Origin of the sequence: Streptomyces anandii JCM 4720 (genome assembly GCF_014650655.1) — a bacterium.
In the GTDB taxonomy this organism is placed as follows: Bacteria; Actinomycetota; Actinomycetes; order Streptomycetales; family Streptomycetaceae; genus Streptomyces; species Streptomyces anandii.
In genome coordinates, this window is the sequence record NZ_BMVJ01000020.1 from 107,734 (window position 1) to 114,906 (window position 7,173).

Consider the following 7,173-nt stretch of genomic DNA (forward strand, 5'->3'; position numbering starts at 1 on the left):
CGTTGATCCTGAATCCCGGCCGGGCGTAGGCCTCGGTGAGCCGGGACACCTCGTCGGCGTCGAAGTAGCCGTCGGCGCGGATCCGTTCCGGGTCCAGCAGCGAGGTGATGCGTTCGTCGCGCTGCCGCAGCAAATAGGGGCTGCCGGGCGCGGTGAAGCCGAACTTCTCGCGGTCGACGATCTCTTCCGGGATCCACTCCCGCGCGACCTGCTTGAGCAGGTACTTCTCCTCCAGGCCGCGGACCTTGAGGTCCGGTGGGACGGTGGTGAGGAACTCCACCAGCTCGCGGTCGAGGAACGGGTGCCGGGACTCGACGGAGTTGGCGAAGGCCATCCGGTCGCCGTGGTCGCCCAGCAGGTGGTCGGCGAGCCGCACCTTGAGGTCGATGTAGGAGCGGCGGTGCAGCGGGTGCAGTCCGGCCAGGCGCTCCCGGTCCAGCAGGGGGTGCTCCAGGCAGTCGATGTCGGGATGGTCGGCCAGCAGGCCCGGTGCGTACAGGCGGCGCTTGGTGGTGCGGAAGGCCACGTCGTCGCCCTCGTAGAAGAAGTTCTCGTCGCCCCACACCCGGGCCCGCAGCTCCGCCTCGCGCAGCGCGTCCTGGTCGAAGCCGGCCGCCCGGCCGCCGCGGACCTGGTCGAAGCGGTAGCCGATGTACCCGCCGAAGAACTCGTCGGCGCCCTGGCCGGTGAGCACCACCCGCATGCCCATCTCGTTGACGGTCTCCGACAGGGCCATCGCCGCCGCGTCGAAGGACTCCTTCAGCGGGCACTCGGTGTGCCGGATCACGTCGGGCAGGCGCTCGCTGATCTCGTCGCCGTGAATGAAGCGCTCGTGGTGCTCGGTGCGCAGGAAGCGGCTCATGGTCCGCTGGTGGCCGGCCTCCGACAGCTCCCGCTCGGGGAAGGCCGCGGAGAAGGACAGGATCTGCTCCTGCGGCATCAGCCGCCGCATGATGGCGCCGACCAGCGAGGAGTCGAGGCCGCCGCTCAGGTACAGGCCGACGCCGACATCGGACTGCAGCCGCTTCTCGACCGAGGCGACGAGCAGTTCCTCCAGGCGCCGGGCGTAGTGGGCGTCGCTGTGCCGCTCCAGCTCGGCGTCGGCACGTGGGTAGACCAGGTCCCAGTAGCGCCTCTCCCGCGGCTGCTCACCCTGGCGCTGGACGACCACGGTGCCGGGCGGGACGCTGCGCACGCCCTGGAACATGGTGCGGGGGCTGACCAGGCCCGGCAGTGTGAAGACCTGGTCGAGGCCGACCGGGTCGACGGCGCGCTCGACGGCGGGGTGTTCGAGGATCGCCTTGATCTCCGAGCCGAAGACCAGCAGGTCGCCGGTGTGCGTGTAGAAGAGCGGGGTCACGCCGAAGTGGTCCCGGGCGCCGAGGAAGAGGCGCTCGCGACGGTCGTACAGGACCACGGCGAACTGCCCGTCGAGGCGGGTGACGAAGTCGGGGCCGTACTCCTCGTACAGGTGCGGTACGACTTCGGTGTCGCAGGAACTCTTGAACACGTGCCCCTTGGCGACGAGTTCGGCGCGCAGCTCGCGCTGGTTGTAGATCTCGCCGGTGGTCATCGCGACGACGCGGCCGTCCTCGCTGTACATCGGCTGCTGTCCGCCGTCGAGGTCGTTGATGGCCAGCCGCGCGAACCCGAAGGCGACACCGGGCTCCACGTGCCGGCCGAAGGAGTCCGGGCCGCGATGCCGGATCGGCCGGTGCATGGACCGGAGCCGTTCTTCGAGAAGGGGGGAGGGGTCTCCTCCGCCGACGAATCCGAAAAGGCCGCACATCGGCGAACCTCACCCCCAGGAATTTCCAGAAATTGACAGCGACGCCGAACCTAACACCCTGTTCCGCAGCCGAACAAGCCGGATCAGCGAAAGAATTGAAGGTATCGATGGGTATCTGTCCGGGATTCATTCGGGAACGTGGTGGGAGATACTGCCCTGGTCCCACGAGAAACGGAGCGGAAGCGTGGAGTCAGTGGATCCCAAGAAGCGTCTGTGCCTGGTAGGAGCGAGGGGGGCTTTTCTGCGCGACGCCCTTTCCCTGGACGCCGAGGTGGAGATTCTCGCCGTACAGACCCCGGAGGAGTACCGGGCGCTGCCGGCCGACCTTGCCGCACAGGTCACCGCGCTCGTCCTCGACTACCAGGACACCGACCGCCTCGTGGAGCTGGTGTCCGCGCTGCACGCGGTGCGGCCCCTGGACGCCGTGGTGACCGTCTTCGAGGAGGCGCTGCTGCCCGCCGCCCGCCTGGTGGACGCGCTCGGGCTGCCGGGCGTCCCGCACGCGACGGTGACGCTGCTGACCGACAAGTGGGCGATGCGCCGGCACCTCGCCGAGGCGGGCGTCAGCACGGTGCGGGCCGAACTCGGCACGTCCCGCGAGGACCTGGCCGCCTTCGGCGCCGCGGCCGGATACCCCTTCATCGCCAAGCCGGTCGCGGGTTCGGCGAGCCTGGGCATTTTCAAGGCGGAATCCGCCGACGACCTCGACCGCGTCCACGAAGGACTCACCGGCGTCGGCCTGGAGACCTTCCTCATGGAGGAATTCCTCGAAGGCCCCGAGATCAGCGTCGACGGAATCTCCTTCCACGGCCGGTACGTCCCGGTGGCGATCTGCGACAAGATTCTCGGTCCGGATTTCGTGGAATTCGGCCACTGCCTGCCCTCCCGTATTTCTCCGGAGGTCGAGGCGGAGGTGACCGCTCTGGTCGCCGAATTCCTCGACTGCGTCGGCCTTTCCGAGGGGCTCTCCCACGTCGAGGTCAAACTGACGCCCGCCGGACCGCGCATCGTCGAGGGGCACAACCGGCGCGGCGGCGACCGCCTCAACACCATGGTCCAGTCCGTCTACGGCCTCGGCCTGGAGCGGTCGGCCCTGGAATGGGCGCTGGGCCTGATGCCCGAACTGCCCGCCCGCCCCGCGGCGAAGGGCGCTTCCTCGGTGCACTTCTTCGCCGCCGAGCGCGGTGTGGTCAAGGAGGTCGGCGGCGCCGAGGAGGTCCGCGCCCACGAGCAGGTGCTCGAACTGCACGTCAACTTCCCCGTCGGGCGCGAGGTTCCGCCGCTGCGCTGGTCCCTGGACCGGGCCGGCTACGTCGTCGTGCACGCCGACACCACCGACGAGGCCGAGGCCCTCGCCAGGGACCTCGCCGGCCGCATCCAGTTCGTGGTGGAACCCAAGGACTTCGACACCTCGGCCGAACAGGACGAGCACCGCGCGCTGGTCGGCGAGATCGACCAGTCGCACCGGCTCGGCTACGCCCGCCCGAAGCGGGAGCGGCGCCCGGCATGAGCGACGGTACGCCGACGACCCTTGACGGGCTCGTGACCCAGCAGTGCGCGCGCACTCCCGACGCGGTGGCCGTGGTGTGCGACGACACCTCGCTGACCTACGCCGAACTGGACCGCCGTGCCTCCGCGGTGGCCGCCGCGCTGCGCGCTCGCGGGGCGGGCCCGGACACGGTCGTCGCGCTGTGCCTGCCGCGCTCGGCCGACCTCGCCGTAGCGGTGCTCGCCGTGGTGCGGGCGGGCGCCGCGTATCTGCCGCTCGCCTTGGACGACCCCGCCGAGCGGCAGCGGCTGCTGGTGCGCGACTCCGGTGCGGTGGCGGTGCTCGCCGACGCCGACACCGCCGCGCCGGCCCAGCCCTGGGGCGCCCCGGTGCTCGACATCGCCGACTGCCCCGAGGCGCCGGCCGCCGGGCCGGCCGGCGCGGCGCACGAGCACAACCTCGCCTACGTCCTGTATACCTCCGGCTCCACCGGCCTGCCCAAGGGCGTGCTCACCGAGCACGCGGCGATCCGCAACCGCCTGGAGTGGATGCAGCGGGCGCTGCCCATCGGTCCCGGCGACACGGTCCTGCAGAAGACCCCGTACACCTTCGACGTGTCGGTCTGGGAGTTCTTCTGGCCGCTGATCACCGGCGCCCGGCTGGCCTTCGCCCGCCCCGGCGGCCATCGCGACCCGCGCTATCTGCTGCGCGCGATCCACGAGTACTCCGTCACCGTGCTGCACTTCGTGCCGAGCATGCTGGAGGAGTTCCTGCACGAGGTGCCGCACGCGCACACGGCCACCCTGCGCCGCGTCCTGGTGAGTGGCGAGGAGCTCCGGCTCCGCACCCAGCAGCGGTTCTTCGAGCGGCTGCCCGGTGTGGAGCTGCACAACCTCTACGGGCCCACCGAGGCCGCGATCGACGTGACGCACTGGCGCTGCGACCCCGGCCAGACGACGGGCCAGGTCCCCATCGGGCACCCCGTCGACGGTGTCTCGCTGTACGTCGTCGACCCCGAACTGCGTCCCGTGGCGCCCGGCGGCACGGGGGAGTTGTGCATCGGCGGGGTCGCCGTGGCCCGCGGATACCTCAACCGGCCCGAGGCCGAGCGGACGGCCTTCGTGCCCGACCCGTTCACCGGCCGGCCCGGCACCCGTATGTACCGCACCGGCGATCTGGCGTCCGTCCGTCCCGACGGGGCCTTCGACTACCACGGGCGGATCGACCACCAGATCAAGCTCGGCGGAGTCCGGATCGAGGCGGGCGAGGTGGAGACCGCCCTGGAACGGCTGGAGTTGATCGACCAGGCGGTGGTGGGGCTGCGGCAGGACGCCGACGGCCGCCCGCTGCTGGTGGCCTGGACCACGGGCCGGCTCACCGCCGCGGACGCCCCCGCGGTACGGGCCGCCCTCGCGCGGACCCTGCCCGCCGCGTACGTCCCCAGCGCGCTCGTCCCCGTCCAGGAGTTCCCCCTCAGCCGCCACGGCAAGACCGACCGCAAGGCGCTGCCCTGGCCCGCCCCTGGATCGGACACGGAGCCGGCGGCGGCCACCGGTGACGGCGCCGAGGCGTACACGGGGGACGGCGCCGGCGGCTCCGGCGCCGGAGCGGTGACACCGGACGCTCGGCTGCGGCGGCTGTGGCGGGACGTTTTGGGGAGCGATCCCGACACCCACGGATTCTTCGAGGCGGGGGGCACCTCGCTGCTCGCGGTGCGGCTGGTGTCCGCCGCGCGCCGGGAGTTCGACGTCGAGCTCGACATCAGCGACTTCCTCGCCCGGGCCCACTACGACGCGCTGCTGGACGCGGTGACCAAGGCGCGCGCGTCCGGCGCCTGTGAGCGCGACCGGATCGACCCCGTCTCCAGGGACGGCCGACTTCCGCTGTCCTCCTCCCAGTTGCGCATGTGGCTGCTGCAGCGCGCGGACCCCGACGACATCGCGATGACCATCCACGGCGGGCTGCGCCTGACCGGCCCGGCCGACCACATCACGCTCGTGCGGGTGCTGCACCGGCTGCTCGACCGCCACGAGGTGCTGCGCACGTCGTTCCCCGACTTCGACGGCAGGCCCGCCCCGGTGATCGAGGACGGCGTCCGACTCGACGTTCCCCGGGTCGACCGGCGCGGCCTGCCCGAAGGCCGACGTGCCGCGGCCGCCGTGGAGTTGACTCTCCAGGTCGGTGCCGAGCCGTTCGACGCGGCCCACGGCCCCCTGGTGCGCGCGGCGCTCGTCGAGTTCGCCGACGACGACCACTTCCTCGTCCTGGCCCTGCACCACATCGTCACCGACGGCTGGTCCTGGTCGGTGATCGCCGAGGACTTCTGCGCCCTGTGGGCCGCCGAGACCGGCGCCGACCCCGCCATACCGGAACCCCTCGCGGTGCAGTACGCGGACTACGCCGCCTGGGAGGCGCGCCGGGCGGTGCCCGACGCGGCGCTGGACCACTGGGCCGGGCAGCTGCGCGACCTGCCGCCGCTGCCCCGTCTGGCCGGCGCGGGGCAGCGACCGCCCGCGCTGAGCCTGCCGGCCGGGACGGTGGAGGTGACGTGGGCCGACGGGTTCGCCGAGCGGCTGGCCGCGTTCTGCGCGCGTCACGCCACGACGGCCTTCAGCGTGCTGCTGGCCGGCTACGCGACCCTGCTGGGCAGGCTGTCCCAGCAGGAGGACCTGATCGTCGCCGCCCCGCTGGCGAACCGTACGGACGTCGACGTCGAGCCGCTGGTGGGGTGCTTCATCAACACCCTGCCGCTGCGGGTCCGCCCGGACGAGGACCTGACGTTCCTGGGCCTGGTCCGGCAGGTCGCCGCCACCGCGGCGGCCGCGCAGACCCACGGCATGGTGCCGGTGGAGCGCATGTACCGGCCGCTCGCCGGCGAACGCGTCGCGCCGGGACTCTCGCCGCTGCTGCAGGCGCTGCTGGTGGTGCAGAACACCCCGCCCTGGCGGGCCGAGCGCGCGGGGCTGCGGGCCGAGATCGCCGAGGTGCCGAGCCCGCGCACGCACTACGCGCTGAAGCTGGAGGTGCGCTCGCTCCAGGCGCCGCTGCCCACCCGGCTGGTCCACGCCCTCGACGTGCTCGACCCGCAGCAGGCGGCCACCTTCGCGGCCCAGCTGGCCGGCCTGCTCGACCAGGCCCTCGCCGACCCGGACGCGTACATACACGACTACTCGCTGCTGAGCAGCACCCCCTGAACTGGAGGCACGCCGCGTCATGAGTGGCAGCAACACCGACAACCGCAGCTGGTCGGCCACGACCACGCCCCCCACCCGGGAGGAGGCCGCGGCCCCGCTCACCGCCCCCGTACCGCCGCCCGTCACCGAACTCGTCGAGCGGCAGGCGGCCGAGCACCCCACTCGGACGGCACTGCGCCGCGGCGAGCTCAGCTGGGACTACGCGACGCTCGCCACGACGGCCCGCCGGGTGGCCTCGGGCCTGCGCGGCGAGGGGGTCGAGCCCGGCCGGGTGGTGGCGGTGCACGGCGGCCGCGGCTTCGAGACGGTCGCTGCGGTGCTGGGCGTGATGCGGGCCCGCGCCGTCGTGCTGCTCCTCGACGCGGCCCTGCCCGAGAGCCGGGCCCGCGACCTGCTCGCCGCCGCGGCGGCCGAACTGGTCGTCACCACCGGCGACGTGCCCCCGCTCGCACCGGAGCGCACCCGCCCCTTCGCGGCCCTCGCGGCGGCTGCGGAGAGCGAACTGCCCGCGGTCGACGCGCAGGACGCCGCCTATGTCTTCTTCACCTCCGGCACCACCGGCCGCCCCAAGGGTGTGCTCGGCTGGCACGGCGCGCTGTCGCACTACGTCGGCTGGGAGCAGGAGGCCTATGGCTTCGGGCCCGCCGACCGGGTCGGCCAGATCGCGGCCTCGCTCTCCTTCGACGCGGCGCTGCGCGACT

The 7,173-nt window shown here is 72.6% G+C and carries 4 protein-coding genes; 3 read left to right on the forward strand and 1 reads right to left on the reverse strand.

Features of this window, described 5'->3' with window-relative positions; genetic code table 11:
- The coding region (gene asnB, locus IE249_RS28645) for an asparagine synthase (glutamine-hydrolyzing) (RefSeq protein ID WP_189709327.1) at positions 1-1,789 on the reverse strand (1,789 nt) is incomplete at its 3' end.
- A gap of 184 nt (positions 1,790-1,973) precedes the next feature.
- On the opposite strand from asnB, the gene IE249_RS28650 reads away from it, so the two are divergent.
- From IE249_RS28650 to IE249_RS28660, 3 genes are all read left to right on the forward strand, one after another.
- Positions 1,974-3,299 carry an ATP-grasp domain-containing protein gene (locus IE249_RS28650; protein WP_189709329.1) on the forward strand — a complete coding sequence of 442 codons (1,326 nt, stop codon included), beginning with the start codon at positions 1,974-1,976 and terminating at the stop codon, positions 3,297-3,299.
- A complete protein-coding gene (locus IE249_RS28655) occupies positions 3,296-6,472 on the forward strand; it encodes a non-ribosomal peptide synthetase (protein WP_189709331.1) in 3,177 nt (1,058 codons plus the stop codon). Before IE249_RS28650 ends, IE249_RS28655 begins: the two co-directional genes overlap by 4 nt.
- A gap of 19 nt (positions 6,473-6,491) precedes the next feature.
- A partial coding sequence (locus tag IE249_RS28660) for an AMP-binding protein (protein WP_189709333.1) occupies positions 6,492-7,173 on the forward strand: 682 nt, incomplete at its 3' end.

What these genes read in the sequence shown, in the direction of transcription:
- IE249_RS28655 (WP_189709331.1), top strand. Translation starts at nt 3,296, where the DNA reads ATGAGCGACGGTACGCCGACGACCCTTGACGGGCTCGTGACCCAGCAG.